22 protein-coding genes and 1 pseudogene are annotated in these 26,838 nt (G+C 75.1%); 2 read left to right on the plus strand and 21 right to left on the minus strand.

All coding sequences use genetic code 11. The features are described from left to right. Positions 1-30: 30 nt before the first annotated feature. The 9 genes from K1Y72_RS26915 to smc all read right to left on the minus strand — a co-directional run bounded on the left by K1Y72_RS26915 (position 31) and on the right by smc (position 13,519). Positions 31-273, minus strand: a complete 243-nt coding sequence (locus tag K1Y72_RS26915) for an RNA-binding protein (protein WP_026414632.1) — start codon at positions 271-273, stop codon at positions 31-33. 4 nt (positions 274-277) lie between these two features. Continuing rightward, positions 278-727, minus strand: a complete 450-nt coding sequence (rpsP, locus tag K1Y72_RS26920) for a 30S ribosomal protein S16 (RefSeq protein WP_220169272.1) — start codon at positions 725-727, stop codon at positions 278-280. A 267-nt stretch (positions 728-994) separates the two neighbouring features. Beyond that, positions 995-2,560 (minus strand): signal recognition particle protein, encoded by a 1,566-nt coding sequence (gene ffh / locus K1Y72_RS26925; RefSeq protein WP_220169273.1) that lies wholly within the window; start codon positions 2,558-2,560, stop codon positions 995-997. Positions 2,561-3,287: 727 nt separating this feature from the next. Next, the gene (locus K1Y72_RS26930; protein ID WP_220169274.1) at positions 3,288-5,636 is read right to left on the minus strand and encodes a [protein-PII] uridylyltransferase; all 2,349 of its coding nucleotides are present in this window, start codon (positions 5,634-5,636) and stop codon (positions 3,288-3,290) included. Between the two features lie 7 nt (positions 5,637-5,643). Continuing rightward, positions 5,644-5,982 (minus strand): P-II family nitrogen regulator, encoded by a 339-nt coding sequence (locus K1Y72_RS26935; RefSeq protein WP_220169275.1) that lies wholly within the window; start codon positions 5,980-5,982, stop codon positions 5,644-5,646. After that, complete coding sequence (locus K1Y72_RS26940) at positions 5,979-7,313, minus strand: ammonium transporter (RefSeq protein WP_220169276.1); 1,335 nt, start codon at positions 7,311-7,313, stop codon at positions 5,979-5,981. Before K1Y72_RS26940 ends, K1Y72_RS26935 begins: the two co-directional genes overlap by 4 nt. A gap of 353 nt (positions 7,314-7,666) precedes the next feature. After that, positions 7,667-8,827, minus strand: a complete 1,161-nt coding sequence (gene ftsY / locus K1Y72_RS26945) for a signal recognition particle-docking protein FtsY (RefSeq protein WP_220169277.1) — start codon at positions 8,825-8,827, stop codon at positions 7,667-7,669. Between the two features lie 99 nt (positions 8,828-8,926). Next, entirely contained in the window at positions 8,927-9,751 is an 825-nt protein-coding gene (locus K1Y72_RS26950; protein WP_220169278.1) for a glycoside hydrolase family 16 protein, read from the minus strand. Positions 9,752-9,850: 99 nt separating this feature from the next. Continuing rightward, complete coding sequence (smc, locus tag K1Y72_RS26955) at positions 9,851-13,519, minus strand: chromosome segregation protein SMC (RefSeq protein WP_220169279.1); 3,669 nt, start codon at positions 13,517-13,519, stop codon at positions 9,851-9,853. 150 nt (positions 13,520-13,669) lie between these two features. Here smc and K1Y72_RS26960 point away from each other — a divergent pair, with 150 nt between their 5' ends. After that, positions 13,670-14,563, plus strand: a complete 894-nt coding sequence (locus tag K1Y72_RS26960) for an alpha/beta hydrolase-fold protein (RefSeq protein WP_220169280.1) — start codon at positions 13,670-13,672, stop codon at positions 14,561-14,563. A 135-nt stretch (positions 14,564-14,698) separates the two neighbouring features. Here the strand turns inward: K1Y72_RS26960 and K1Y72_RS26965 are convergent, their stop codons facing one another. The 9 genes from K1Y72_RS26965 to rsmD all read right to left on the minus strand — a co-directional run bounded on the left by K1Y72_RS26965 (position 14,699) and on the right by rsmD (position 20,955). Next, on the minus strand, positions 14,699-14,890 hold the full coding sequence (locus K1Y72_RS26965; protein ID WP_220169281.1) for a hypothetical protein: 192 nt from the start codon (positions 14,888-14,890) through the stop codon (positions 14,699-14,701). A gap of 178 nt (positions 14,891-15,068) precedes the next feature. After that, a complete protein-coding gene (locus K1Y72_RS26970; protein WP_220169282.1) occupies positions 15,069-15,380 on the minus strand; it encodes an acylphosphatase in 312 nt (103 codons plus the stop codon). After that, on the minus strand, positions 15,367-16,254 hold the full coding sequence (mutM, locus tag K1Y72_RS26975) for a bifunctional DNA-formamidopyrimidine glycosylase/DNA-(apurinic or apyrimidinic site) lyase (RefSeq protein ID WP_220169283.1): 888 nt from the start codon (positions 16,252-16,254) through the stop codon (positions 15,367-15,369). Before mutM ends, K1Y72_RS26970 begins: the two co-directional genes overlap by 14 nt. Then, on the minus strand, positions 16,247-17,011 hold the full coding sequence (rnc, locus tag K1Y72_RS26980; RefSeq protein ID WP_308287248.1) for a ribonuclease III: 765 nt from the start codon (positions 17,009-17,011) through the stop codon (positions 16,247-16,249). The genes mutM and rnc overlap by 8 nt, the downstream gene beginning before the upstream one ends. 288 nt (positions 17,012-17,299) lie before the next feature. Then, positions 17,300-17,479, minus strand: coding sequence for a 50S ribosomal protein L32 (rpmF, locus tag K1Y72_RS26985; RefSeq protein WP_220169284.1), 180 nt, complete (start codon positions 17,477-17,479; stop codon positions 17,300-17,302). A gap of 81 nt (positions 17,480-17,560) precedes the next feature. Beyond that, entirely contained in the window at positions 17,561-18,148 is a 588-nt protein-coding gene (locus K1Y72_RS26990) for a YceD family protein (RefSeq protein WP_220169285.1), read from the minus strand. Positions 18,149-18,253: 105 nt separating this feature from the next. Further along, positions 18,254-18,733: a pantetheine-phosphate adenylyltransferase gene (gene coaD, locus K1Y72_RS26995; protein WP_220169286.1), complete on the minus strand. Its 480-nt coding sequence runs from the start codon at positions 18,731-18,733 to the stop codon at positions 18,254-18,256. Positions 18,734-18,874: 141 nt separating this feature from the next. Continuing rightward, a complete protein-coding gene (locus tag K1Y72_RS27000; protein WP_220169287.1) occupies positions 18,875-20,326 on the minus strand; it encodes a penicillin-binding transpeptidase domain-containing protein in 1,452 nt (483 codons plus the stop codon). 65 nt (positions 20,327-20,391) lie between these two features. Continuing rightward, positions 20,392-20,955, minus strand: coding sequence for a 16S rRNA (guanine(966)-N(2))-methyltransferase RsmD (gene rsmD / locus K1Y72_RS27005; protein WP_220169288.1), 564 nt, complete (start codon positions 20,953-20,955; stop codon positions 20,392-20,394). A gap of 169 nt (positions 20,956-21,124) precedes the next feature. Between rsmD and K1Y72_RS27010 the strand changes: the two genes are divergently transcribed. Then, entirely contained in the window at positions 21,125-21,976 is an 852-nt protein-coding gene (locus K1Y72_RS27010) for a hypothetical protein (protein ID WP_220169289.1), read from the plus strand. Positions 21,977-22,000: 24 nt separating this feature from the next. Here the strand turns inward: K1Y72_RS27010 and K1Y72_RS27015 are convergent, their stop codons facing one another. The 3 genes and pseudogenes from K1Y72_RS27015 to K1Y72_RS37635 form a co-directional block, all read right to left on the minus strand. Further along, on the minus strand, positions 22,001-23,761 hold the full coding sequence (locus K1Y72_RS27015) for a serine/threonine-protein kinase (protein WP_220169290.1): 1,761 nt from the start codon (positions 23,759-23,761) through the stop codon (positions 22,001-22,003). Between the two features lie 169 nt (positions 23,762-23,930). Further along, positions 23,931-24,821 carry a HEAT repeat domain-containing protein gene (locus K1Y72_RS27020; RefSeq protein WP_220169291.1) on the minus strand — a complete coding sequence of 297 codons (891 nt, stop codon included), beginning with the start codon at positions 24,819-24,821 and terminating at the stop codon, positions 23,931-23,933. Between the two features lie 207 nt (positions 24,822-25,028). Beyond that, positions 25,029-26,696, minus strand: a pseudogene (locus K1Y72_RS37635) (helicase-related protein); the annotation flags it as partial. Between the last annotated feature and the right edge of the window lie 142 nt (positions 26,697-26,838).

The raw sequence follows: 26,838 nt of genomic DNA on the forward strand, positions 1-26,838 counted from the left end.
GGGGGACGCGGCCGGCACGGGGGCGCATGGTCAGCGGACCTCGTTGACGTCGAGCAGGTCCACGCGCACGTAACGACCGCCCGACAGGGCGCTGATCACGGTGCGCAGGGCCTTGGCGGTGCGACCGCTGCGGCCGATGACCTTGCCGAGGTCGTCGGGGTGCACGCGCACCTCCAGGACCCGGCCGCCCCGGATGCGGCGGGCGCGGACCCGGACGTCGTCCGGGTTCTCCACGATGCCGCGGACCAGGTGCTCCAGCGCTTCTTCGAGCACGACGTCAGCCCTCGCTCTTGGCTTCGGTGTTCTCGTCGGCGGCCTCGGACTTCTTCGCCTCGGCCTTCTTGGTCCTGGTCCGGGTCGCCGCGGTCTCCCCCGCGTCGTCGCCCATGGACTCCTTGACGGCGGCCTCGAAGACCGTCTTCTTGTCGGCCTTCGGCTCGGCGACGCGCAGGGTGCCCTCGGCGCCCGGCTCGCCCTTGAACTTCTGCCAGTCGCCGGTGACCTTCAGCAGGGCCAGCACGGCCTCGGTCGGCTGCGCGCCGACACCCAGCCAGTACTGGGCGCGCTCGCTGTCGATCTTGATCAGCGAGGGCTCCTGCTTGGGCTGGTAGAGCCCGATCTCCTCGATGGCCCGGCCGTCGCGCTTGGTACGGGCGTCGGCGACGACGACCCGGTACTGCGGGTTCCGGATCTTCCCCAGACGCTTGAGCTTGATCTTGACTGCCACGGGTGTGGTGTTCTCCAGACTTGAATACAGGCGAAACGGCTCGGACCAGGTGGGGACACCGGTGCCGGCCGCTTCATGGACTCCGGCCGCGCAGGACGAGAGAGGGCGCCATGGCGGATCCGGGGTTTCCAGCATGCCATTCTGCCAGACGATCGGACCGAAAGCGCAATCAGCCGGTGACACGCGGCAGTGTCGCGCCGGACGGGCCGGACGGCCGGTTCCGGCACGGCTCCGGCCGGGGATCCGGTCCCCGGCCGGCCGGTCGCCCTACTTCTTCTTGTCGCGGCCCTGCAGCCCGCCGAGGTCGGGCATCTTGAAGCCGGGGGGCAGCTGGCCGCCGAGGCCCGGCGGGAGCTGACCGCCGAGACCGGGCGGCAGGCCCTGCGGCAGCGCGTCCGCGGCGGGCGCCTGGCCGTCGCGCTGGCCGCCGGCGCGCTTGCGCGGGTCGCCGCTGCGCTGCTTGCCCTTCTTCTTGGCCTGCTTGGCCGCCTGCTTGGCCTTCCGCCGGCCCGGCGTGCCGGGCAGGCCCATGCCGCCGGCCATCGAGCGCACCATCTTCTGCGCCTCGAAGAACCGGGTGACCAGGCTGGACACCTCGCCGACCTCGACGCCCGAGCCCTTGGCGATGCGGGCCCGCCGCGACCCGTTGATGATCTTGGGGTTGGTGCGCTCGCCGGGGGTCATCGACCGGATGATCGCCGCGACCCGGTCCAGGTCCTTGTCGTCGATGTTGCTGATCTGGTCCCGGACCTGCCCCATGCCCGGCATCATGCCGAGCAGGTTGCCGATCGGCCCGAGCTTGCGGATCATCATCATCTGCTCGAGGAAGTCCTCCAGGGTGAAGTCCTCACCCGAGGCGAACTTGGTCGTCATCCGCTCGGCCTGCTGGGCGTCGAACGCCTGCTCGGCCTGCTCGATCAGGGTGAGGATGTCACCCATGTCCAGGATGCGGCCGGCCATCCGGTCGGGGTGGAAGACGCTGAAGTCCTCCAGCTTCTCCCCGGTCGACGCGAACATGATCGGCCTGCCGGTGATGTGCCGGACCGACAGGGCGGCGCCGCCGCGCGCGTCGCCGTCGAGCTTGGTGAGCACCACGCCGTCGAAGCCGACGCCGTCCATGAACGCCTGCGCGGTGTTCACCGCGTCCTGGCCGACCATGGCGTCGACGACGAACAGCACCTCGTCGGGGTTCACCGCGTCGCGGATGTCGACGGCCTGCTGCATCATCTCGGTGTCGATGCCGAGGCGGCCCGCGGTGTCGATGATGACGATGTCGTGCTGGGCGTGGCGGGCCTGCTCGATCGAGCGGCGGGCCACCGAGACCGGGTCGCCGACGCCGCTGCCGGGCTCGGGCGCGTAGACCGGGACGCCGGCGCGCTGCCCGACGACCTCCAGCTGCTGGACGGCGTTCGGGCGCTGCAGGTCGGCGGCGACGAGCAGCGGGGTGTGGCCCTCGGCCTTCAGCCAGCGGGCGAGCTTGCCCGCCAGGGTCGTCTTGCCGGCGCCCTGCAGACCCGCCAGCATGATCACGGTGGGCGGGGTCTTGGCGAACCGGATCCGGCGGGTCTCGCCGCCGAGGATGGCGATGAGCTCCTCGTTGACGATCTTGACGACCTGCTGCGCCGGGTTGAGCGCCTGCGAGACCTCCGCGCCCGTCGCGCGCTCCTTGATGCGCGCGATGAAGTCCTTGACGACGGGCAGCGCCACGTCGGCTTCCAGCAGCGCGACGCGGATCTCGCGGGCGGTCGCGTTGATGTCGGCCTCGGAGAGCCGGCCCTTGCTGCGGAGCGACGAGAAGACCGTCGTCAACCGGTCGGAGAGCGTCTCGAACACGTGTCTGGCCCGTCCTTGGAAAGCTTCTGGGATCGCCTACCAGACTATCGGGTCGCCGTGCCCGCACCGCCCCGCCGCGGCGGGGGGCGGGTTATCCACAGAACGCCGCTCCACTTCCGGCGGGAGGGGCGGGGCTTGACCATGGAGGTAAGCGGTCCGCCCCCGGGCGGGAGGGGCGTGGTTTCCTTGACTCGAACGGCAAAGGGCCGGCTCTTCCGCTTCTGGGCGGGATGAGCTTGCCGCTACTCCCCCCGGCCCCCTCAGAGCAGGAGCTGCCTGCGGCTTCTCCCTCTTCCCTGCACCATCAGAGCGGGACGGCCTGCCGCTTCTCCCTCTTCCCTACACCCTCAAAGCGTGACCGCCTGCCGCTGGTCTCTCCCCCGCACTCCCGGAACGGGAAGGGCTGCCGCTTCTCCCTTCCCACGCCCTCAGAGCGGGACGAGCCTGCCGCTGGTCTCCCCCGCACTCCCGGAACGGGAAAGGCCTGCCGTTGGTCTTTCCTGCTTCCTCGGCAAGGCGGGAAGGGCCTGCCGCTGGTCTCCCTGCCTCCTCAGGGCGGGAAGGGCCTGCCGCTTCTCGCCCCAGCGCCTTCCTCGGTCTACTACCTCTCTGGGCAGGAAGGTCGGTCTTCCCGTTCCGAAGGGCACGGCGGGGCTCATCCGCCCCCGATCCTGTGAGAACCGGTGCTTGTGCCCCGGATCGGGCTGGCGCCGTCCTTCGGAGCGGGTCAGGTGAGGGCGGCCAGGACCTTCGTGCGGGCCTCGGCCAGGACGTCGGGGTCGGTGACGGGGTCGCCGCTCTCGTCCACGATGTAGAAGACGTCGACGGCCTCGGCGCCCAGGGTGTCGACCTGCGCGGCGCGGACCTGGAGGCCGGCGACGCCGAGGGCCTGCCCGATGCGCCAGAGCAGGCCGGGGCGGTCGGCGGCGCGGACCTCGAAGACCGTCGCGGTCGCCGACGCCTCCTCGACGAGGGTGACGCGGGGCGGGGCGACGTGCACGCCCGGCCGCTGCCGGACGGAGCGGGCGCGTTTCTCCAGGCGTTCGGCGACGTCGAGGCGGCCCGCGAGCATGCGTCGCAGGTCGGCTTCGAGCAGGGCCGGGTCGGGCGGGCTGCCGTATTCGGGGACGGCGGTGAAGTCCAGGACGGCGGTGCCGCCCTCGGCGCTGGTCGGGGACGAGACGGTGCGGGCGGTGCGGACGGCGAGGCGGTGCAGGGCGAGGACGCCGGCGGCGCGCCAGAGCAGGCCGGGGCGGTCGGGGGCGGCGATGGTGATGCGGGTGCCGCTGACGCGGACGGCGGCGCCGTCGTGGCGGGCGAGGGCGAGCTGCTCGGGCTTCAGTTCGGGGGGCGGGGGGAGGGTGCCGCCGGCGAGGGAGGCGATGGCGCGGCGGGCGAGTTCGGCGACCTGGCGGCCCTTCCAGGCGCCCCAGGCGGAGGGGCCGGTGGCCTGGCCGTCGGCGACGGCGATGGCGGCGAGCAGTTCGACGAGTTCGCGTTCGCGGCCGGGGACGGTCGCGGCGGCGGTGGTGACGGCCTCGACGGTGGCGGGGTCGGTGATGTCGCGGCGGGTGGCGGCTTCGGGGAGCAGCAGGTGGTGGCGGACGAGGGCCTCCAGGACCTGGGCGTCGCCGGGCGGGAAGCCGAGGCGGGCGCCGAGGTCGCGGGCGACGACGGCGCCGCTGACCGAGTGGTCGCCGGGCCAGCCCTTGCCGATGTCGTGCAGGAGGGCGCCGACGAGGAGGAGGTCGGGGCGGGCGACGTCGCGGATGAGGGCGGCGGCGCCGGCGGCGGCCTCCACGAGGTGGCGGTCGACGGTGTAGCGGTGGAAGGGGTTGCGCTGGGGGCGGTTGCGGACGCGTTCCCAGTCGGGGATGAGGCGGACGATGAGGCCGGCCTGGTCGAGGGCCTCCCAGACGCCGATGGCGGCGGGTCCGGCGCCGAGGAGGTTGACGAGGGCGTCGCGGGCGGTGGCGGGCCAGGGGGTGGGGGGCAGGGCGGCGTGGGCGGCGAGGCGGTCGACGGTGGCGGGGGCGAGGGGCAGGCCGGCGTGGGCGGCGGCCGCGGCGACACGCAGCAGGAGGGCGGGGTCGGCGAGGTCGGCGTTGCGGGCGAGGACGACCTCGCCGTCCTGTTCGACGGCGCCGTCGCCGACGGGGCGGCGTTCGACGGTGCCGGGGGCGCGGCGGGGTGCGCGGAAGCGGGCGACGCGGTGCCAGAGCTGGTCGGAGGCGTGGGCGATGGTGCGGGCGGCCTCGGTGGTGGTGCGGAGGAGCTGGTCGGCGTCCAGGAGGCCGAGGGCGTGGGCGACGGCCTGCTGTTCCTGGAGGACGAGGCGGTCGGAGGAGCGGCCGGTGGTCTGGTGGAGGGCGTGCCGGACGTCGAGGAGGGTGTCGTGGGCGGCGCGGACGCGGGCGTCGGGGGCGGCGGCGATCCAGGAGGCGGCGACGGCCTGCATGACGTGGACGTCGCGGAGGCCGCCGCGGGCGTCCTTGAGGTCGGGTTCGAGGAGGAAGGCGAGTTCGCCCTGGGTCTCCCAGCGTTCGCGGCAGAGGTCGGCGAGTTCGCCGAGGCGGCGGCGGGCGTCGGTGCGCCAGTCGGCGAGGACGCCGGCGCGCAGTTCGTCGACGAGGGCGTGCTCGCCGGCGATGCGGCGGGCGGACAGGAGGCCGAGGGCGGCCTTCATGTCGGTGCGGGCGACGTCGCGGGCCTCGTGGACGGTGCGGACGGAGTGGTCGAGGCGGAGGCCGGAGTCCCAGACGGGGTACCAGACGCGGTCGGCGATCTGGGCGATGTCGTCGCGGCCGCGGTGCAGCAGGACGAGGTCGAGGTCGCCGCCGGGGGTGAGTTCGCGGCGGGCGTGGCTGCCGACGGTGATCAGGGCCAGGTCGCCGGTGGCGGGGGCGGGGGCAGGGCGAGCGGGGGCGCCGGGGGTGTTCGGGGCGGCGGGCAGGAGGCCGGCCAGCCAGCGGTCGAGTTCGTCGGCGCGGGCGGCCCGCGCGGCCGCGAGGGCTGCGCGGGCCGTGTCCGTCGTGCGGGCGGCCGGTTCCCCGGCCGTGCCGTGCGCGAGGACCACTCCGCTCCTACAGGGCTTCCGGGCCGGTCTCGCCGGTCCGGACGCGGACGACGGTCTCGACCGGGACGGCCCAGACCTTGCCGTCACCGATCTTGTCGGTGCGGGCGGCCTTGACGACGACGTCGATGATGTCGTCGGCGTCCTCGTCGTCGACGAGGACCTCCACGCGGAGCTTGGGGACCAGGTCCACCTTGTACTCGGCGCCGCGGTAGACCTCGGTGTGGCCCTTCTGGCGGCCGTAGCCGCTGGCCTCGCTGATGGTCAGGCCCTTGACGCCGAAGGCCTCCAGGGCGGCCTTGACCTCGTCCAGCTTGAAGGGCTTGATGATCGCGGTGATGAGCTTCATGCCTCCGCCTGAACCTTTCGCTCGGGGGACGCCGCGGCGACCGCCGAGCCGAGCGCCGATCCGCCGCCGCCGTGCGCGGGGGCGAGATCGTACGCGCTCTCGGCGTGCGTGGTGACGTCGATGCCGGTGACCTCGTCCTCCTCGTCGAGGCGGAAGCCGATGGTCTTGTCGATGATGGTGCCGATGATCCAGGCCATGATGAAGGAGTAGAGGCCGACGGCGACGGGGCCGAGGGCCTGCAGGCCGAGCTGGTGCACGCCGCCGCCGTAGAACAGGCCCTTGTGCTGGCTGTCCAGGAACGGGTACTTGGCGATGAAGCCGAGGGAGACCGCGCCGATCGCGCCGCCGACGAGGTGGACGCCGACGACGTCGAGGGAGTCGTCGTAGCCGAGCTTGTACTTGAGGCCGACGGCGAAGGCGCAGGCGGCGCCGGCGATGGCGCCGAGGACGATCGCGGCCCAGGGGTCGACGAAGCCGCAGGCGGGGGTGATGGCGACGAGGCCGGCGACGGCGCCGGAGGCGACGCCGAGGGTGGTGGCGTGGCCGTCGCGGAGCTTCTCGACGAGGATCCAGGCGCCGGCCGCGACGGCGGTGGCGATCTGGGTGTTCATGAAGGCGAGGCCGGTGGTGCCGTCGACGGCGAGTTCGGAGCCGGCGTTGAAGCCGAACCAGCCGAACCAGAGGATGCCGGCGCCGAGCAGGACGAACGGCAGGTTGTGCGGGCGCATCGGCTCCTTCGGCCAGCCGCGCCGCTTGCCGAGCACGAGGGCGAGGGCGAGGCCCGCGGCGCCGGCGTTGACGTGCACGACGGTGCCGCCGGCGAAGTCCTCGATGCCGAGCTTGTTGAGCCAGCCGGTGCCCCAGACCCAGTGCGCGACCGGGAAGTAGACCAGGGAGGCCCACACGACGGAGAAGACCATCCAGGCGCCGAACTTGGCGCGGTCGGCGATGGCGCCGCTGATCAGGGCGACCGTGATGATCGCGAAGGTGAGCTGGAAGGCCGAGAAGACCATGGTCGGGATGTTGTCCGACTGGTCGGGCAGCAGGCCCTCGGAGACCTGGGTCGCCACGTCCTTGAGGCCGACGGCGTCGAAGCCGCCCATGAACTTGTTGATCGCCGTGTTGCCGTTGTCGGTGAAGGCGATCGAGTGGCCGAACAGGACCCACAGGATGGTCACGGAGATGATGGCGCCGAAGGACATCATCATCATGTTGAGGACGCTCTTGGCCCGGGTCATGCCCCCGTAGAAGAACGCCAGCCCTGGCGTCATCAGCAGCACGAGCGCCGTGGCCGCCAGCATCCAGGCGGTGGCACCGGTATCGATCTTCATCGCGGAGAGAGCCCTCCTCGGCCGGGGAACGGTGAGATGACCGAAGACTCTTGGGCGGCGGTTTCGCCTGGACGGCTCTGGTGTTTCGGGGGCGTGAAACCCCACCGTGCTGTGTTTCGGAAATGTTTCGCCTTGCTCACCGGCCGCATTTCGGTCGAACGCCAATGATTCGTCGGCGTTCGCGGGGGGTGTGGGGCGGAATGGGGTGGCCGACCCCGGCCATGCACAGCGAATGGGACGTTCGCGGAAAGGCGGCGGGAAGTCCTGCGGGCGCGTCCGCCGCATCCGTCCCGGGAGAGCGCGGACGCCCCGTCCGCGCGGGCGGACGGGGCGTCACGGTGGTGTGGCGGGGGTCAGTCCCCGAGGATGGCGTCGACGAACGCCTCGGGCTCGAACGGGGCCAGGTCGTCGGGGCCCTCGCCGAGGCCGACGAGCTTGACGGGGACGCCGAGCTCGCGCTGCACCTGGACGACGATGCCGCCCTTGGCGGTGCCGTCGAGCTTGGTCAGCACGACGCCGGTGACGTTCACCACCTCGGCGAACACGCGCGCCTGCTGCATGCCGTTCTGGCCGGTGGTGGCGTCGAGGACGAGCAGGATCTCGTCGATCGGGGCCTGCTTCTCGATGACGCGCTTGACCTTGCCGAGCTCGTCCATGAGGCCGGTCTTGGTGTGCAGCCGGCCGGCGGTGTCGACGATCACGGTGTCGATCTTGCCGTCGATGCCCTGCTTGACGGCGTCGAAGGCGACGCTGGCGGGGTCGGCGCCCTCGTCCTTGCGGACGACGGGGGCGCCGACGCGCGAGCCCCAGGTCTCCAGCTGGTCGGCGGCGGCGGCGCGGAAGGTGTCGGCGGCGCCGAGCAGCACGGTGCGGCCGTCGCCGACGAGGACGCGGCCGAGCTTGCCGCAGGTGGTGGTCTTGCCGGTGCCGTTGACGCCGACGACCATGACGACGGCGGGCCGATCGCCGTGCGGGGCGGTGCGCAGGGTGCGGTCGAGGTCCGGGCCGATCTGCTTGACCAGTTCCTCCTTCAGCAGCGCCCGCACCTCCTCGGGCGAGCGGGTGCCGAGGACCTGGACGCGGGTGCGCAGGTCGTCGGTGATCTGGCGGGACACGGTGACGCCGATGTCGGCGCCGATGAGGGTGTCCTCGATCTCCTCCCAGGCGTCGTCGTCGAGGACGTCGCGGGACAGGAGGCCGAGCAGCGTCCGGCCGAAGCCGCTCTGCGAGCGGGCGAGGCGGGCGCGGAGCCGGACGAGGCGGCCGGCGCCGGGCGGCGGCTTCTCGATCTCGGGGGCGCGGGCCGGGGCGCGTTCGGCGGGCGGCGCGCGTTCGGCGGGCGGCGCCGCGCGATCCTCCTCGGGGAGGGTGGTCGTCCCGCCCGGCCGGATGTCGGGCGTCTGCGGCGGCTCCGCGGGCGGGGCCTGCTTGCGGCGGCCGGGCCGCAGCAGCAGCGCGCCGCCCGCGACGACGAGGAGGACGGCGAGCCCGGCGATGAGGATCACATATTCCATAGCGCCCACCAGTTTTCCAGACGAGCGGTCATGCACCGGACACGATCGGGTCACCGATCATCGCGCGGTGATCGCCCGCCGGCCGGCGCGCGCCCGCCGTCAGGGCCGGTACATGCGGATCCAGTCGGTGTCGAAGGTGACGGCGGCGCCGGCGTCGAGGCCGCGGGCGGTGCGGCCGCGCTCGCCGGGGAACCAGTCGAGCTGGATCGTCTGGCCCATCGTGCGGGGCGGCAGCATGGCGCGGTCGGCGGTGTGGAACCAGCGGCGGCCGTCCAGGTAGCCGGTCAGCTCGCGGGGCCTCCACTCGACGGCGAAGTCGTGCCACCGGGTCAGGTCGACGGAGGCGCGGGCCTGCTCCTGGCGCTCGTCGTCCTCGGGCCCGGCGTGCAGGAAGAAGTGGGTCTCGGCGCGGCGCCCGTCGTCGACCGTCTCGCTGTAGTCGACCTCGCCGCCGCCGCCGTGCGGGCTGACGCCGCCGCCGCCCTTCACCGGCCACAGCAGCAGGACAGGGTGATAGCAGGCGCAGCCGGCCGACACCCGGATGCGGGCCTCCCAGCGGCCGCGGCGCTGCGCGCCCTTCTTCCAGGCGAGGCCGCCGGTCGTGCCGTCGGTGCGGCCGGTGATGCGCAGGTGGCCGTCCTGGACGGTGACGGCGGCGGGGCTGCGGCGGCCCTGCCCGGCGTGGCCGGGGCTGTCGTAGACCTCCCAGGCGGCGCGGTCCAGGGCGCGGCCGGTGAACTCGTCGGCCTCCACGGGCTCGCCCCAGCCGTACCGTGCGGCGGCGCTGCCGGACGGCGACGGCGAGGACGACGGCGCGGGCGGGCCGCCGTCGCGGGGCGGCTCGGCGCACTCGGCGGTGGCGGTGCCGACCGCCAGCAGGCACGCGACGAGGCCGGACAGGCGGGCGACCCCGGACAGAAGCATGATCAGAACGCTAGCCGCGGGCGCGCCAACGGTCGCCCCGCGATCGGGCAGGGGACGGTCCGGACCCGGCCAAGTCCGCCGGGGCCGGCAGGCGCGGCGTCAGGCGGGTTCGGGCTCGCGCAGGCGCTGGCTGACGACCTGGGTGACGCCGTCGCCGCGCATGCTGACGCCGTAGAGGGCGTCCGCGCCCTCCATGGTGCGCTTCTGGTGGGTGATCACGATGAGCTGGGACGACTCGCGCAGCTCCTCGAACACCGTGATCAGCCGCTGCGTGTTGGTGTCGTCGAGGGCCGCCTCGACCTCGTCCAGCACGTAGAACGGGGACGGGCGGGCCTTGAACACCGCCACCAGGAAGGCGATCGCGACGAGCGACCGCTCGCCGCCCGACAGCAGCGACAGCCGCTTGACCTTCTTGCCCGGCGGGCGCGCGGCGACCTCCACGCCCGTGGCGAGCATGTCGCCCGGCTCGGTCAGCGACAGGCTGCCCTCGCCGCCGGGGAACAGCCGGGCGAAGATGCGGGAGAACTGCTGCTCGATGTCGGCGTAGGCGGCGGCGAACACCTCCTGGACGCGGTCGTCGACGTTCTTGACGACCTCCAGCAGCTCGCGGCGGGTCTTCTTCAGGTCGTCGAGCTGGGTCGACAGGAACGCGTGCCGCTCCTCCAGCGCCGCGAACTCCTCCAGCGCCAGCGGGTTGATCTTGCCGAGCTGGGTGAGCTGCCGCTCGGCCGAGCGGGCCCGCTTCTCCTGCTCGGCGCGGACATAGGGGGCGGGCGCGGCGTCCTCGCCGGCCTCGGGGCCGGGCGGGACGGGCTGGTCGGGGCCGTACTCCCCCACCAGGCCCTCGACCTCCAGGCCGAACTCCTCCAGGGCGCGCTGCTCGAGCTGCTCCAGGCGGAGCCGCTGCTCGGCGCGGGCGACCTCGCTGCCGTGCACGACGTTGACGAGGCGCTCCAACGTGGCCGACAGCTCCCGCACCTGGGTGCGGACGACCTTCATCTCGGCGTCGCGGGCGGCGCGGCCCTGCTCGGCGGCCTCCCGCTCGGAGACGGCGATGGCGAGGGAGGACTCGATGCGGTCGAGGGCGGTGCGGGATCCGGTGAGGACGGCGGCGGCGACGCGGGCCTGCCGCTCGCGGCGCGCCCGGCGCCGCTCGGCCTGCGCGCGTTCCTCGCGCTCGCGGCGGGCGCCGCGCTCCAGCGCGTCGGCGCGCCCGGCGATGGCCTGGACGCGCTCCTCGGCGGTGCGGACGGCGAGGCGCGCCTCCATCTCGGCGGACCGCAGCTCCTGGACGCGGCCGTTCAGCTCGTCGCGGACGCCGGTGTCGTCGCCGGCGTCGTCCGCGGTCCCGGCGGCCTCCTCGGCCTCCGCCAGCCGCATCGCGAGCTCCTCGGCGGCCTGCGCGTCGGCCTCCAGGGCGTCCCCGGCGGTCTCCAGGGAGCGCGTCAGGCGCTCGACCTCGCCGGTGGCGGCGCGCGCGTCGGCCTCCAGGCGGGCGGCGCGCTTGGCCTCCTGCGCGGCCTGGGCGTCGAACTCGCGGACCTTGGCGCGGACGCGGTCCAGGTCGCCCTGGGCGTGATTGACGGTGCTCTGGGCCTGCTGGACGGCGGCCTGCGCGCCGTCCAGGGCGGCCTGGGCGTCCTGCTCGGCGTCGCCGGCGGCGTCGAGCGCCCCGGCGGTCTCGGCGGCGGCGGTCTCGGCGGCGGCGAGGTCCTCGGCGGCCTGGTCGAGGGTGGCGCGCATCTGCAGGAGGCTCTGCGCGCCGCCCGCCGCGCCGCCCTGCGCCCAGTGGGCGCCGACGAGGTCGCCGCCGCGCGTCACGGCCCGCAGGGCGGGTTCGCGGCGCACCAGCTCGGCGGCTGCGGCGACGTCGTCGACGACGGCGACGTCGCCCAGCAGGTGCCGGAGGGCGGGGAGCACGGGCCCGGGGACGGTGACGGCGTCCAGCGCGTAGTCGACGCCGGGGATCCGCGCCGGCTCGGCGGCCGCGCCGCCGCCGACCAGCAGGCCCGCGCGGCCGGCGTCGCGGCCGTGCAGCAGGTCCAGGGCCGCCTCGGCGGTGTCCAGCGACCCGACGGCGATGGCCTCGGCGGCGTCGCCGAGCGCGGCGGCGATCGCCGTCTCGTAGCCGGACCGGACGGTGAGCAGGGACGCGACGGTGCCGAGGACGCCCTTGAGGACGCCGTCGGCGCCCGCGGCGAGGAGCGTCTCGCCGCCGTCGGCGGCGCTGCCGAGCGTGAGGGCGAGCGCCTCGATGCGGGCCTGGAGGGCGGTGACGGCCTTCTGCGCGGCCTGGTCGGCGGCGCGGGCGGCGGTGACGGCCTGCCGGGACTCCTGGAGCGCCCGCCGGGGGACGTCCACGGCGGTCCGGGCGGCCTCGGCGGCGTCCTTGGCGGCGGCGAGGGCCTCCTGGGCGAGCTCGTGCTCGGCGGCGAGCGCCGGATCCTCCACGACCTCGGCCTCGAACGCCTCGAACTCGGCCCGCGCGGCCTCGGCGCGCTCGGCGGCCTCGGTGCGGGCCTCGCGGAGGCGGCCGATCTCGGACTGGCCGGCCTGGACCTTGCTGCGCTGGGCCTCGACGCGGCCGCGGAGCCGGGCGAGCTGCTCGCGGCGGTCGGCGGCGGCGCGGGCGGCGGCCTGCAGGCGGCGCTCCTCGCCGGCGAGGGCGTCCTCGGCGCCGGCCCGCTCCTGGACGGCCCCGGCGAGGCAGTCCTCGGCCTCCTCCAGCGCCGCGCGCAGCGTCTCCTCCTGCTCGCGGACGGCGGCGGCCTCGGCCTCCATCTCCTCGGGGTCGCGGCCCCGGCGGCCCTCCTCGCGGGCCTCGGAGGCGTTGCGGTGCCGCTCGGCGGCGAGGTCGGCGACGCCGCGCAGCCGCTCCTTCAGCGCCAACAGCTTGAACCAGGTGTCCTGGACCTGCGCGAGGCGCGGCGCGGCCGCGGCCTCCTCGGCCTCCAGGACGGCCTCGCGCTCCTGCGCCTCGGCGAGGGACCGCTCGGTCTCGGCGCGGCGCTCGCGGATGCTCGCCTCGTCGGCGGCCTCCTGCTCCAGTCTCGTGCGCAGGGCGACCAGGTCGTCGGCGAGCAGGCGGGCGCGGGCGTCGCGCAGGTCGGCTTGGATGACGGCGGCGCGGCGGGCGAGCTCGGCCTGCCGGCCGAGCGGCTTCAGCTGGCGGCGGAGCTCGCCGGTGAGGTCCTGGACGCGGTTCAGGTTGGCCTGCATCGCGTCGAGCTTGCGGAGCGCCTTCTCCTTGCGCTTGCGGTGCTTGAGGACGCCGGCGGCCTCTTCGATGACCGCGCGGCGGCCCTCGGGGCCCGAGTGCAGCACCCGGTCGAGCTGGCCCTGCCCGATGATGACGTGCATCTCGCGGCCGATGCCCGAGTCCGACAGCAGCTCCTGGATGTCCAGCAGGCGGCAGGAGTCGCCGTTGATGGCGTACTCGCTCTGCCCCGACCGGAACATCAGCCGCGAGATCGTGACCTCGGAGTAGTCGATCGGCAGCGCGCCGTCGGAGTTGTCGATGGTCAGCACCACCTCCGCGCGGCCGAGCGGCGCCCGGTTGGCGGTGCCGGCGAAGATGACGTCCTCCATCTTGCCGCCGCGCAGCGACTTGGCGCCCTGCTCGCCCATGACCCAGGCGAGGGCGTCGACGACGTTGGACTTGCCCGACCCGTTCGGGCCGACGACGGCGGTGATGCCCGGCTCGAACTTCAGCGTGGTCGAGGACGCGAAGGACTTGAAGCCCCGCAAGGTCAGGTTCTTCAAATACACGCGCCGTCGTCCTCCCCCGCCCCCGCGGCCTGCCGCTCCGGCCTGCTGGTCCGGCCAGGGGAACCCTACCGGCCCCGCGGCCCGCCGCCGGGGATTCCCGCCGGGCGACCTTTCCCCTACAGTGCCGATCATTTGCGGACGGGGGCGGGCATGGCGGGAGCGACCAGGCGGCGGATACTGATCGCCGGGCTCGGCGGGCTCGGCGCCGCCGGCGTCGCGGGCGCCGCCGGGGCGGCGCTGGTGGAGGCGGGCACGCTGCCGGGCAAGGTGCGCCTGGACCGCGCCCTCGGACGCTGCGGCGACCGGCCGCCCGTCCCGGCCGAGACCGCCGACGTGCGGACCGTGCCGTTCCGCTCGGACGCGCGCCGCATCGACACCGCGTTCACCCTCGTGACTCCCAAGGGACACGCGGTGAAGGGCCTGCCGGTGGTGCTGATGCTGCCGGGACTCGGCGGTGACTCCCGGGCGCTGCTCGGCATCTACGCCGACCGCTACCTCGCCCAGGCCGTCGCGCACGGCATGCCGCCGTTCGCGCTGGTGGGCGTGGACGGTGGGAGCGTGTACTGGCACAAGCGCGCGACCGGCGACGACCCGCAGCGGATGGTCACCGGCGAGGTGCTGCCGCGGCTGCGGCGCCTCGGCCTGCGCACCGACCGGATCGGGCTGACCGGCTGGTCGATGGGCGGCTACGGCGCGCTGCTGCTCGCGGGTACGCTCGGACCGCGCCGCGTCGCCGCCGTCGCGGCGTCGTCACCGGCGCTGTTCGGCTCCTACGCCAAGGCGCACGCGGCGAACCCCGGATCGTACGACGGGCCCGCCGATTTCGCCGCCCACGACGTGCTGGCGCGGCTCGCAAGCCTCGCCGGCGTCCCGACGTGGATCGACTGCGGCACCGGCGACCCGTTCGCGCCGATGGTGGAGAAGGCGCGGAGCGGCCTCGCCGAGCGGCCCGCGGGCGGGATGTTCGGCGGCTGCCACGACGCCGCCTACTGGATGCGCCGCAGCCCCGCCAGGGTCGCCTTCCTCGGGCGGCACCTGCCGTGACGGCTCACCGGACGGGCCCCGAAAGAACGGGGATACGGTCCGTCCGCTCGGCCGCCGGCGCGGTGCGGGGCGGCCGGGCAAACGGAAGGGACGCCGGTGACGGCGTCCCCGTTCTCTCGTTGAGCGGCGCCGCGATCAGGTCAGCGCCGGTTCGCGGTCCTTCACTCCGAGCGACACCTCGTCGCTGGTGGCCGCGAGCGCGTCGTTCTCGGTCTGGAGCCGAGCGAGTTCGGCCTCCAGATCGCGTACGCGCTGCTGAAGACGTCGCATCTCCGACACCATACGAGGGTCGGGACCGCCGACGTGGCCGAGTAGAGCCTTCGCCATGACTAAGGGTCCTCCACGCTGAGTAACCAGCAGGAATCGCGCACGGAGAGCAGGAAATGTCGGTGCGCGTATCGTCTAGAGTCGCACCGGGCGGCGTCCTGGTCAAGACGGACATCACGGGCCGGTAACAACCTGTCGTCTCCAGTTTAGCAGGCACAAACCGGAATTCCCTACCGGGTCACCGTTCCACGAACCCGCGCAGGCCCCCGCGCGGGGCGCTCCAGCGCTCCACGACGCCGTCCACGCGGCCCGGCGTCCCCGGCGCCCGCAGCTTCTCCAGCAGCGCCTCGCAGGCGTCGCGCGGGCCCTCGGCCACCACCTCGACGCGGCGGTCGGCGAGGTTGCTCGCGCTGCCGGTCAGGCCGAGCTCCAGCGCCCGCGCCCGCACCCACCAGCGGAACCCGACGCCCTGGACGTGCCCCCGCACCCAGGCGGTGAGGCGGGCGGGCTCGGCGCCCGTCGCGGGCCCGCCGCCGTCAGTCGCGGGCACGGCGGGGCCTGCGCTGGCAGGTCGGGCAGCTGAACGAGGAGCGGTTCATGAACTCGTCGCGGCGGATCGGCGTCCCGCAGCGCCGGCACGGCTCGCCCCGGCGGCCGTAGGCGTCCAGGGACCGGTCGAAGTATCCGCTCTCGCCGTTGACGTTCACGTACAGGCTGTCGAAGGAGGTGCCGCCGACGGCGAGGGCGGCGCCCATGACGTCGCGGGCGGCGTCCAGCACCCGCTGCGCCTCGGCGCGCGTCAGCGTCTCGGTCGGGCGGGCGTAGTGCAGGCGGGCCCGCCACAGCGCCTCGTCGGCGTAGATGTTGCCGACGCCGCTGATGAGGGACTGGTCGAGCAGCGCCCGCTTCAGGCCCGTCCGGCGGCGGCGGAGCGCCCGGTAGAACGCCGCGTCGTCGAACGCCCCCTCCAGGGGGTCGGCGGCGATGTGCGCGATCGGCGCGGGCACCGGGGCGTCGCCGCCGAACGGGTCGGGGACGACGTCGGCGACCATGAGGTGCCCGAAGGTGCGCTGGTCGACGAACCGCAGGTCGTGGCCGCCGTCGGTGAACTCCAGCCGCACCCGCAGGTGCTTCTCGCGCTCGCGGTCCGGCGCGCCGACGAGGAGCTGGCCGCTCATGCCGAGGTGGGCGAGGACGGCCTCGGCGGGGCCGCCGTCGCCGCCGAGCGGCAGCCACAGGTACTTGCCGCGGCGGCGCGGCGCCTCCAGGGCGCGGCCGGCGAGGCGGCCGGCGAAGTCGGCGGGGCCGGCCGCGTGCCGGCGGACGGCGCGCGGGTGCAGCACCTCGGCGGACGCCACGGTGCGGCCGGCCGTCCACCGCTCCAGCCCGCGGCGGACGACCTCGACCTCGGGCAGCTCAGGCACCGGCGGCCCCGGCGGCGTCCGCCGCGCCCGCGGCGGTCTCGCGCGCCACCGCGGCCTCGCGGATCGCCGTCCAGGCGGCCTCGGCGGCGTGCTGCTCGGCCTCCTTCTTGCTGCGGCCCTCGCCCGACCCGTAGGTCTGCCCGCCGACCCGCACCGAGGCGCGGAAGGTCTTCTGGTGGTCGGGGCCGGACTCGGCGACGTGGTACTCGGGGACGCCGAGCTCCTCGACGGCGGTGAGCTCCTGCAGCGAGGTCTTCCAGTCCAGGCCGGCGCCGAGCCCCGCCGAGCGGGTGATCAGCGCGTCGAACAGCCGGTGCACCAGGGCGCCCGCCTCGTCCAGGCCGCGGTCCAGGTAGACGGCGCCGATCAGCGCCTCCAGCGTGTCGGCGAGGATGGAGGCCTTGTCGCGGCCGCCGGTGCCCTCCTCGCCGCGGCCGAGCCGGATGTGCGCGCCGACGCCGAGGCCGCGCGCGACGCCGGCGAGCGCCCGCATGTTGACGACCGCGGCGCGCAGCTTGGCGAGCTGCCCCTCGGGCAGGTCGGGGTGGCCGCGGAACAGGGTGTCGGTGACGACGAGGCCGAGGACCGAGTCGCCGAGGAACTCCAGGCGCTCGTTGGTCGGCAGGCCGCCGTTCTCGTAGGCGTAGGAGCGGTGCGTCAGCGCCCGCTCCAGCAGGTCGCGGGTGACCTCCACGCCGAGGGCGCGGGTCAGTCCCGCCGGATCCGGCACGTGGCCGGGCTTCTTGCCGCTGCTCACTGGCCCTCCTCGCCAGGCCGCGGCGCCGCGCCGTGCGGACGCCGCGCAGGCGCGTGACGGCGCGGGCGCGCGAGCGCCGGCTGCCAGGACGGTCCGCGAAGGCGAGGTGCGCGCCGGTCGTCGCCGGCCCGGCGTGCACCACGGCTCCGGGCGCCGGTCCTGGGACCTGGCTCCACGCCGGCGTCACCCGCCGGTATGGACGGTGCCACCGGTCGGTGACACCCCCGGGGTACCGCGAGGGGCGGCCGCGCGCGTGCGCCGGACCGCCCCCCGGATGACCCGGACGGATCAGGCCGACGGCTCGACGACCTGCCGCCGGTCGTAGGTGCCACAGGTCGCGCACGCGGTGTGCGGGAGCTTCTGGTCGTGGCACGTCGGGCACTCGACCAGGGTCGGCGCGGCGCTCTTCCACTGCGAGCGGCGGTGCCGCGTGTTGCTGCGCGACTTCTTGCGCTTGGGGACGGCCACGTCAGCCCTCCTGCTTTCCTTGTTCGTCGGTCGGTTCGGCTGGTGAGGACGGGCCCCACTCCCCCCGCGGAGGGGGAACCGTCACGGCTCCGGGCGGTGCCCGGGACCGTCGTCGGTCAGGTTCTGCAGCGCCGCCCACCGGGGGTCGGCGACGTCGTGGTGGTGGCCCGGCTCCGCGTCGGCCAGCCGCGCACCGCACTCCGGGCACAGGCCGGGGCAGTCGTCCCGGCACAGCGGCGACAGCGGCAGTTCGAGCACCACCGCGTCGCGGAGCACCGGCTCGAGGTCGATCAGGTCGTCCTCGAGCCGCAGCTCGTCGTCGTCCGCGTTCCCGCCGGAGCGGGTGTCAGGATAGACGAAGAGCTCTTGGAAGGTCGCCCCGTGCGTCGAGGCGATCGGGTCCAGGCAGCGGGCGCACTCCCCGACGAGGGGGACGCGCGCGGTACCGGTGACGAGCACACCCTCCAGCACGGCCTCGAGCCTGAGATCGAGCTCGATGTCCGTGCCCTCGGGCACGCCCAGCAGCTCGACGCCCAGGTCCGCCGGGGCCGGCACGGTCAGGGTCTGCTTCCGCTCGGACCCGGGCTGCCGGCTGAGCGCTCGGGTGTCGAGCACGAGCGGGGCATGGGGATCAAGGCGAGACAGCGGATTCCTGCTTTCGTGAGGCATGGCGAATGGCGGCCGTCGACCTGGCCGGGTTCCAGGGTACCGAACGCCGGGCACTCCCCCGACCCGCGGCGGCCGCGACCGCCTCGCACAACGCCGCGGGGCCGGTCAGGATTCCCGCAGCCGCTCCGCCAGCCGGGCGTGCACCACCTCGGGGATGAGGCCCGACACGTCGCCGCCGAACTTGACGATCTCCTTCATCAGCGACGACGACAGGTAGGAGTAGAGCGGGTTGGTGGACATGAACATGGTCTCCACGCCCGCCATGCGGTGGTTCATCTGCGCCATCTGCAGCTCGTACTCGTAGTCGCTGACGGCCCGCAGCCCCTTGACGATCACCGGGATGTCGTTCTGCCGGCAGAAGTCGACCAGCAGGCCGTGCCACTTGTCGATGCGGACGTTGCCGTACTCCTTGGTCACCTCCTGGAGCATCTCGATGCGCTCGTCCACGGTGAACAGGCCGGTCTTGGTCTTGTTGATCAGCACCGCGACGACCACCTCGTCGAAGAGGCGGGAGGCGCGGCTGATGATGTCGAGGTGTCCGTTGGTGACGGGGTCGAATGATCCCGGGCAAACGACTCGGCGCACGAGACGGCTCCATCCTGGCGACTGCCCTTGCGACTGCCCTGCGCGCAGGCGGCGACCTGCGGCGCGACCGTACCAAACGGTCGGAAGGCGGCCCGGCACCGGGTTGTCGCCGGGGTGCGGGGCGGGGCGCGCGGCGGGCGGTCAGTCCCCCAGCGCGTCGATGATCTTCGCGGCGATCGGGCCGGACTCGATGCCGTAGCCGGCCGCCTCGGTCAGCACCGCGACGGCGTAGCGGGGGCCGGAGCGCGGTCCGAACCCGATGAACCAGCGGTCGTTGTAGGAGGCGCCCTCGACGTCGGCGGTGCCGGTCTTGCCGCCGAGCACCGAGGTGCCCTGCAGCGACTTGGCGGTGCCGGTGCGCACGACCTCCTCCATGAGGTCCCTCAGCTCGCCGGCCTGGGATTCGGTGAGCGGGCGGGCGAGGGTGGAGGGATGGGCGCTCTGCACCAGCGCGCCGTCGCCGCCGCGCAGCTTGTCGATCAGGTAGGGCTTCTTGACCTCGCCGCCGTTGATGGCGGCGGAGGCGACCGCGGCCATCTGCAGGGGGGTGGCGACGGTGCTGCCCTGCCCGATGGAGCCGAGGGCGCTGAGCGACGGCTGGTCGGTGCGGGGGAAGGAGCTGGTCGCGCTGGACAGGCCCTTCTCGATCTGGATGGGCTTGTAGAACCCGAACCGCTGCGCCTCGCCCGCGACGGCGTCGTTGCCGGGGTCCTCGGCGCCCATGTAGGCGAAGGTGGTGTTGCACGACTGGGCGTAGGCGTCGATGAGCGGGATGCTCGACTCGTCGCACTGGCCGCCGATGTCGCCGTCGTCGTTGTTGATGGCCTGCCCGGCGCCGGGCGGCCGGTAGCCGCGGCCCGCGCGGACCCGGGTCGCGGCGGTGTCGCCGGCGCTCAGGCCGGCGGAGGCGACGACGGTCTTGAAGGTGGAGCCGGGCGGGAACAGCTCGCCGGCGGCCTTGTTGAGCAGCGGCTTCAGCCGGTCGGCGTTCAGCTCCTTGAAGGCGGCCTCGGCGTTCTCGGCGTTCAGCGTGGACACGTCGTTGGCGTTGTAGGAGGGGGTGGACGCCATGACCAGGATCGCGCCGGTCCTCGCGTCGAGCGCGACGGCGGCGGCGCGGCGGGCGCCCGAGGCGCGCAGCGCGCTGTAGGCGGCGCGCTGGGCCGCCGGGTCGACGGTGGCCTCGACGCTGCCGCCGGGCACGTGCCGTCCGAGGATCCGGTCGACGAGGCTGGTGGTGGCGAGGCGCGGGTCGGTGCCGTCCAGGACGTGGTTGGCGGCGCTCTCCAGGCCGGTCTGGGAGAACAGCGAGAAGTAGCCGGTGACCGGGGAGAACACGGTGCTCTCCCGGTAGTGCCGCTGGTACTTGCCGCCGCTGGTCTCGGTGGACCAGGCGAGCTGGACGCCGCCCGCGGTGATCGGGCCCCGGTCGGTGGTGTTGCGGTCCTCGTACTGGCGGGCGTTGTGGCGGTCGTCGCGCAGGTTCTGGGCGTTGAAGCCCATCACGTAGGTGATGTTCGCCATGAGGGCGAGGACCATGACCAGGGACACCACCCAGGTGCGCCGCACGGCCCTGCCCATGCCGTCCGCCATCGCCCCTCTCCACCCCTTGAAGCTCGATGACTACGTATCGTAGCCATCCGTCGCGGGGTCCGCGATCATGCGGGGGCGCGCCCGTACCAGAACACCGCCTCGCCGTACCGCCGGTCCCGCTCGGCCTCGTACCCCTCAGGCCACTGCAGAACCGGGCCCCGGGCGGATCTTTCGACGGCGACCAGGGCGTCCGGCGCGAGCCAGCCGTGGTCACGGAGCGCGACCAGGATCGCGGTGACCGCGGCGTCGGGCAGCGGGTAGGGCGGGTCGGCGAAGACCAGGTCGTAGGGGGCGTCGGGGGCGCGGGCCACCACCCGCTCGACGCGGTCGGCGACCGGGACGGCGCCGGGCAGGCCGAGGGCGGCGGCGTTCTCCCGGACGACCTTGGCGGCGCGCGGGTGCGACTCGACGAGCAGCGCGTGCGCGGCGCCGCGCGACAGGGCCTCCAGGCCGACCGCGCCGGATCCGGCGAACAGGTCGGCGACGCGCAGGCCGTCCAGGGGGCCGAGCAGCGCGAGGACGGTGGAGAACAGCCCCTCGCGCGCCCGGTCGCTGGTCGGCCGGGTGTCCCGGCCCGGCGGGACGGCGAGCCGCCGTCCCCCTGCGCTTCCCGCGATCACCCTGGTCATCCCCCCAGTATCGGGGGTGGCGCGGCGGACGGCGGACGGGCCGCCGCCACGCGGGGCGCGCGGCGTTCGCCCGCCGACCCCTTCCGATACCGCCATCTGCGCCCCAGGGCGGCACCGGGCGTGTGAACCTGGTGACGGAACGTCGACGCCTACCTGCTCAGGAGCCCACGTGCAGCATGCCAGCAGACTCGCGGCGACGGCCGGCGCCGCCGCGTTCGGCCTCGCGGTCCTCGGCGGCACCGCCCACGCCGGCACCGGTGCCGCCGAGGCGCGCGCCGACCGGCCGCGCGCGGGCACGTCCGGCACGGCGGCCCCCTCCCCCGCCGGCACGGCGGACGCCGGGACCGCTCGAGCGACCGGACGCAAGGCCGTGCGCCCGAACGCGCGGCACGCCCGCCGGGCCGTCCGCCCGGAGGGGCGCCCCCGCACGCCCGCCGTGCCCACCGTGCCGCCGGAGCCGGCCCCGGAGGTCCCCCGCGTCGAGGTCGGCGACGACGGCGAGGTCGCGGTCGAGGTGCCGTCGGCGTCGGTGACGGTGACCGGCGCGGCGGTGTCGGTGTCGGTCGCCGAGCAGGTGACGGCGCAGGCGGCGCTCGCGTCCCCGGCGGTGGCGGTGCAGGTGCCCGGCCTCGCCCCCCTCCAGGTGCCCGCGCAGGCGCCCGCCAAGCCCGGGGCCGCCGAGCCGTCGGGCTGCTCGGGCGCCGGCTGCGGGCAGGTGCCGACGCCGACGACGCCGCCCGCCCCGGGCGCGCCGCCGCTGCCGAACGTGCCCGGCCCCGTCGCGGTGCCGCGCGGCCACGCCGTGTACGGGCCGGTCGCGGCGCCCCGGCGGTCGCCGCTGCTGCCCGAGCTGCCGCCCTCGGCCGGGCTGCTGCCCGCGCTGCCGCGTCCGGGCGGCCCGGCGGGCCTGCCGTTCACCGGCGCGGATCTGGTGCCGCTGACGGCGCTCGGCCTGTCGGGCGTGCTCGCCGGCGCCGCCGCCGTGGCCGGCGCCCGGCCGCGGCGGCGTCCCGCCCGCTGAGCCCGCACGTGCCGGGGCGGGACGTCAGCCGCGGCCGGCGGGTTTCGGTTTCGCCTTGTTGAGGGCGGCGTCGCTCAGCACGCGCCAGGCGCCGTTCTCGCGGCGCAGCTCCAGCCGGTGCACGACCACCGGGTCGTCGATGGTGCAGGCGGTGGGGTCGCAGGCCGCGACGACCGCGAGCGCCCCGGCCCGGTCGCCGGCCGCGCCGGGGCGGAGCGCGGTCTCGACGGCGGTGCGGTCGGCGGCGCCGCCGGTCGCGGCGCGGGCGGCGGCGGCGAGCGCGCCGCGGGCGGCGTCGCCCGGCCACGGGTCGGCGCCCGCGGCGGGCACCGCGTCGGCGTCCAGGATCGACAGCGTGTCCAGCCGCCAGGCGCCGCGCTGGGCGAGCATCGTCACCCGGAAGGGGTCCTTCAGCACGTCCGGGTCGGTGCCGGCGGAGGTCACCGTCCGCTCGACGTAGGCGACCACGGTGACGCGGCCGGGCGCGGCCGCCGCCACGCCGGTGTCGACGACCTCGGCGGCGACCGCGCTGCGGCCGTCGCGGAGCCGGGCCCGCCAGTTGCCGCGGGCGAGCTCCTTGTCGTACTCGGTGCGGTAGCGGCCGGTGACGCGGGCGTGCGCGGCGGCGACGTCGGCGTCGAAGCGGTCGTAGTGGAAGCTGAGGACGGCGCGGACGGCCGCCGCCGCGTCGCGCGCCGCGGCGGCCTGCGCCGGGGGCGGGGCGAGCGCGGGCGCGTCGGGCCGCGCGGGCGCGCCCCGGTGGCGCGGCGACCCGCCGGCGACCGCCCAGGCGGCGGCGCCGCAGAGCAGCGCCAGCACCGGGATCGCCGCGGCGGCGGCCCTCCACGGGATCCGCCGGGACCGGCCGCCGGGCGGATCGGGGCGGTCGGCGCCGTCGAGCAGGAGGGTGCCGCGGTCGGGCCCGGCGAGCTCGGCGCCGGTGGTGAGGACCTGATCGGGCCGCTCGCCGGGCGCCGCCTCCTCGCCGAGCAGGTCCAGCAGGATCTGCTGCGCGACGGGCCGCTCGCCCGGCTCCTTGGACAGGCACCGCGCGACGAGGCCGCGGAGCGGCTCGGGCAGCACCGACACGTCCGGGTCCTGGTAGAGGATGCGGCCGAACACCGCCGAGATGGTGTCGTTGCCGAACGGGTGCTCGCCGGTCGCGGCGTACAGGATCGTCGCGGCCCAGGTGAACACGTCCACGGCGGTGCCGAGCTCCAGGTCGGTGACCTGCTCGGGCGCCATGTAGGAGGGGGTGCCGACGACGCCGCTCGCGCGGGTCGCGGCGGGCCCGAGCACGCGGGCGATGCCGAAGTCGATGACGCGCGGCCCGTCGGGGCCCATCAGCACGTTGGAGGGCTTGAAGTCGCGGTGCAGGACGCCCGCCCGGTGGATCGCGGTGAGCGCGGTGATCGTGCCGATCGCCAGCCGGTCGAGGTCGGTGCCGGTGCGCGGGCCCTGCGCGGACACGAGGCCGGTGAGCGAGGGGCCGCGCACGTACTCGCTGACGACGTAGGGCCGCTCGCCGTCGACGTCGGCGTCCAGCACCTGCGCGGTGCAGAACCCCGCGACGCGCTCGATCATGCCGAGCTCGCGGCGGAACCGGTCGCGCCACTCGGGGTCGTCGACGAACTGGGCGCGCAGCAGCTTGACGGCGGCGGTCCGCCCCCCGGGGTCGCGCCCGAGGTAGACGACGCTCTGGCCGCCCTCGCCGAGGCGGCCGAGCAGGTCGTACGCGCCGAGCGACGCCGGGTCGCTCGGCAGCAGCGGGCGCACGGACGTCATCGCACTCCTCGGTCGCGGGGGACCCGACTAGGGACCTGTACCCGCCGGAGTGACGCTCTCCCCACTCCGCGTGACCTCGATCGGGAAGGCGGCGGCGTGCCGGCCGTGAAGCGGGCGGGGCGTCCCCACCCCGAGGCGCCCCGCCCGCATCACGACCGGCACGCTCCGCCTAGGCGAGCGCCCAGCGGACCTGGGTGCGCACGCCCGGATCGGGGTCGGCCAGCGTCTCGGTGAGCGCGGTGACGACCTCGGCACGGTCCGTGGCCCACTGTTCCAAAGATTGGACCGCGGAGCGGCGGACATCGACGATCCGGTCGCGCAGCGCCCGGATCAGCGGCCGCACGGCGACCTCGGGGTCGGCCTCGGCGAGCGCGATCACCGCGCGGCGCCGGACCTGCCAGCTGGCGTGCGCGGTCGCGGTGACGACCCGGCCCTCCAGCTCGGGCGGGACGCCGAGCGACGCGGCGGCGTCCAGGGCCGCCATCCGCACCACCGGGTCGTGGTCGGCGAGCAGGTGCTCCAGGACGGGCAGCCCGGCCGGGCGGGCGAGGCGGGCGAGGCCCTCGGCGACGGCGACGCGCACCTCGCGGGAGGTGTCGTCGGCGGCCTCGGCGACGCCGCCGAAGGCGTTCAGCGCGACGAGGGCGAGGACGGCCTGCACGCGCACGTAGGGCTCGCCGTCCTGGAGGCCCTGCTCGTAGAGCTCGGCGGCGTCGGCGGCGAGGCCGGTCAGCAGGCCCGCGGCGGCGGTGCGGACGGTCTCGTCGCGGCCGGCGGTGGAGGCGAGCAGCAGGGCGCGGACGCCGTCGTCGCCGAGGTAGACGTCGGGCAGGTCGCGCAGCGCGGCGATCGCGGCGCCGCGGACGGCCGGGTCGGCGTCGGCGAGCGCCCAGGCGAGGGCGTCGCCGGCGCCGCGGGCGGCGAGGCCGGTGCGGACGTCGTCCGCGAGGGCCCGCACGGCGGCGGCGCGGGCGGCGGGGTCGGGGTCGTGCAGGGACGGGGCCTGCGGCGCGGTGCTGGTGGTGACGGTGGTGACGGTGGCGGGATTCGTGATCGTCATGATGGGCCTCCGGGAACGTCCGGGCTGGTCGGGGTCGCTGGGCTAGCGACGCCGACACAGGTCGCTGGCCTGCCGCCGGAGGTCGACGTGCCGCCGCGAGGTGAGGGGCTCATGCGGATTCACAAGGCCCATCCTGACCCCGATTCTCCACTAAGTCAACTCATTAAGTAGGAATTAAGGGGGGCGGGCCGCTCCCCCGCCCTCCCGTCAGGCCTTCTCCAGGTACTCCGTCCGGTCGGCGTCCAGCAGCGACGCGAGGGCCGCCGCGAGGCCGGGGTGGCGCGCCAGCTCCGGATCGCCGTCGACCAGCCGGGCCGCCTCCTCCCGCGCCTCGCGGATCACCTCCTCGTCGCGCAGCAGCGTCAGCATCTTCAGGCTCGACGCCCGGCCCGCCTGCGCCGCGCCGAGCACGTCGCCCTCCCGGCGCTGCTCCAGGTCCAGGCGCGACAGCTTGAACCCGTCGGTCGTCGAGGCGACCGCGTCCAGCCGATCACGCGCGGGGCCGCCCGCCTCGGCGTCGGTGACCAGCAGGCAGAGCCCGTGCAGCTTCCCGCGGCCGACGCGGCCGCGCAGCTGGTGGAGCTGCGAGACGCCGAACCGGTCCGCGTCCATGATCACCATGACGGTGGCGTTCGGCACGTCCACCCCCACCTCGATCACCGTGGTCGCCAGCAGCACGTCCAGCTCGCCCGCCGCGAACCGGCGCATCACCGCGTCCTTCTCGTCGGGGTGCAGCCGCCCGTGCAGCACCCCGATCCGCAGCCCGGCGAGCAGCTCGCCCTCCAGCCGCGGCAGCACCTCCATGATCCCGAGCGGGGAGCGGCGCTCCCCCTCCTCCGCCGGCGGCGCCTCGCCCTCCTCGCCCTCCGGCCCGCCGATGCGCGGGCACACGATGTAGATCTGCCGGCCCTGCCCGGCCTCCTCCCGGATCCGCTCCCAGGTGCGGGCGAGGAACGCCGGCTTCTCCGGCGGCACCACGTGCGTGCGGATCTCCGACCGGCCCGCCGGGAGCTGCCCGAGCACCGAGGTCTCCAGGTCGCCGAACACCGTCATCGCGACCGTCCGCGGGATCGGCGTCGCCGTCATCACCAGCACGTGCGGCCGCCCGCCCGCGACCTTCTCGCGCAGCGCGTCCCGCTGCTCCACCCCGAACCGGTGCTGCTCGTCCACCACCACCAGGCCGAGGTCGGCGAACTGGACGTGCCCCTCCAGCAGCGCGTGCGTGCCGACCACGATCCCCGCGCCGCCCGAGGCCGCCTCCAGCAGCGCCGCCTTGCGCGCCCTGGCGCCCTGCGACCCCGTCAGCAGCGCCACCCGCGTCGCCCTCTCGGCCCCGCCGATCTGCCCGGCCTGCGCGAGCTCCCCGAGCATCCCGGTGATCGACCGGTAGTGCTGCTGGGCGAGCACCTCGGTCGGCGCCAGCAGCGCCGCCTGCCCGCCCCCGTCCACCACCTGCAGCATCGCCCGCAACGCGACGATCGTGTTGTGCGTGGGCGTCCAGCCGTCGGTCACGTAGAGACGGTCGGGGTGCGCGACGGAGATGCACTGCACCTGCTTGCGGCCCACGTACTCGATGGCCCTGATGCCCTTGCGCCTCCGCTCGTACTTGGTGTGCGGCCGCAGCTTGGACGCCTTGCGCGGCAGCCGGAACGGCGCGTAGGCGTCGGGCAGGGCGACACTGGTCGTCCAGTAGCGGCCGCCCGCCCTGGTGACCGGGCGGCAGCGCGCGTAGCCGCCGAGCGACCGTGTCAGCCAGGCGACGTCCTCTGCGAGCCGTTCGGACGCCGAGGTGAAACTGACGTCGCGGCCTTCGGCCCGGAGCGTGCCGTCGGTGTCGAGCAGCCCTTGCAGGAGGGCGTGCCGTGCCTTGGCGGGTGCCGCCAGATAGGCGGGCGGCACGTGCTTGCCGTGCGCCCGGAGCTCATGGACGCCGAGCCGCCGCAGCGCGACGATCAGGGGGTTGCCGGCGCCACGGCGCTCGCCGAGGATCTGCCAGTCGAGCGGCCGTGACGGCTTC

It is taken from the genome of Actinomadura parmotrematis, assembly GCF_019458805.1.
GTDB classification, from domain to species: domain Bacteria; phylum Actinomycetota; class Actinomycetes; order Streptosporangiales; family Streptosporangiaceae; genus Spirillospora; species Spirillospora parmotrematis.